This window comes from Dyella sp. 05T440 (assembly GCF_056395965.1).
On the sequence record NZ_JBFTKN010000033.1, the window covers coordinates 1 to 1,379 of the forward strand.

Annotated in this window: 1 protein-coding gene; it reads left to right on the forward strand. The window is 64.6% G+C overall.

Annotated elements, in window-relative coordinates:
• Positions 1-1,379: beta strand repeat-containing protein (locus tag AC1DE1_RS20815; RefSeq protein WP_477179346.1), on the forward strand; the 1,379-nt coding region annotated here is incomplete at both ends.

Consider the following 1,379-nt stretch of genomic DNA (forward strand, 5'->3'; position numbering starts at 1 on the left):
CGTCGATCAACAACATCACCAACCAGATCAACAGCGGCACCGTGGGCCTGGTGCAGCAGGCTGCGGCTGGCGCCGATCTGACCGTGGGCAAGGGCACCGACGGCGTTGCAGTGGACTTTGCCGACAAGAACGGCTCCACCCGCACGCTGAAGAACGTGACGGCTGGCGTGGCTGACACCGATGCGGTGAATGTCTCGCAGCTCAACACGACCAATGCCAACGTGACCCGCGTGGAAGGCAAGGCCGACCAGCAGGGCACCACCACGGCTTCGGCCTTCGGCGGCGGTGCGAGCTACAACAGCACCACCGGTGCCATCGTGGCACCGAGCTACACCCTGCACAATGCCGACGGCACGACGACCACGGCGAGCGACGTGGGCACGGCGCTCACCAACGTCGATGGCCGCGTGGTGCAGAACACCACCAACATCGCCGGCAATACGACAGCCATCACCAACCTGCAGAACAACATCAACAACGGCACGACTGGCCTGGTCCAGCAGGCTGCGGCCGGTGCCGATCTGACCGTGGGCAAGGGCACCGACGGCGTTGCAGTGGATTTTGCCGACAAGAACGGCGCGACCCGCACGCTCAAGAACGTGACGGCGGGCGTGGCTGACACCGATGCGGTGAACATGTCGCAGCTCAACACGACCAACGCCAATGTTGCGCTGAACACCACCAACATCGCCGGCAATACGACGGCCATCACCAACCTGCAGAACAACATCAACAACGGCACAACTGGCCTGGTCCAGCAGGCTGCGGCCGGTGCCGACCTGACCGTGGGCAAGGGCACCGACGGCGTTGCAGTGGACTTTGCCGACAAGAACGGCGCCACCCGCACGCTCAAGAATGTGACGGCGGGCGTGGCTGACACCGATGCGGTGAACATGTCGCAGCTCAACACGACCAACGCCAACGTGACCCGCGTGGAAGGCAAGGCCGATCAGCAGGGCACCACCACGGCTTCGGCCTTCGGCGGCGGTGCGAGCTACAACAGCACGACCGGTGCCATCGTGGCGCCGAGCTACACCTTGCACAATGCCGACGGCACGACCACCACGGCGAACGACGTGGGCACGGCGCTCACTAACGTCGATGGCCGCGTGGTGCAGAACACCAGCGACATCGCCGGCAACACCACGGCCATCGCGGGTAACACGACGTCGATCAACAACATCACCAACCAGATCAACAGCGGCACCGTGGGCCTGGTGCAGCAGGCTGCGGCCGGTGCCGACCTGACCGTGGGCAAGGCCACCGATGGTGTGGCGGTCGACTTTGCCGACAAGAACGGCAACACCCGCACGCTCAAGAACGTGACGGCTGGCGTGGCAGCGACTGACGCAGTGAACATGTCGCAGCTCAACGCGACC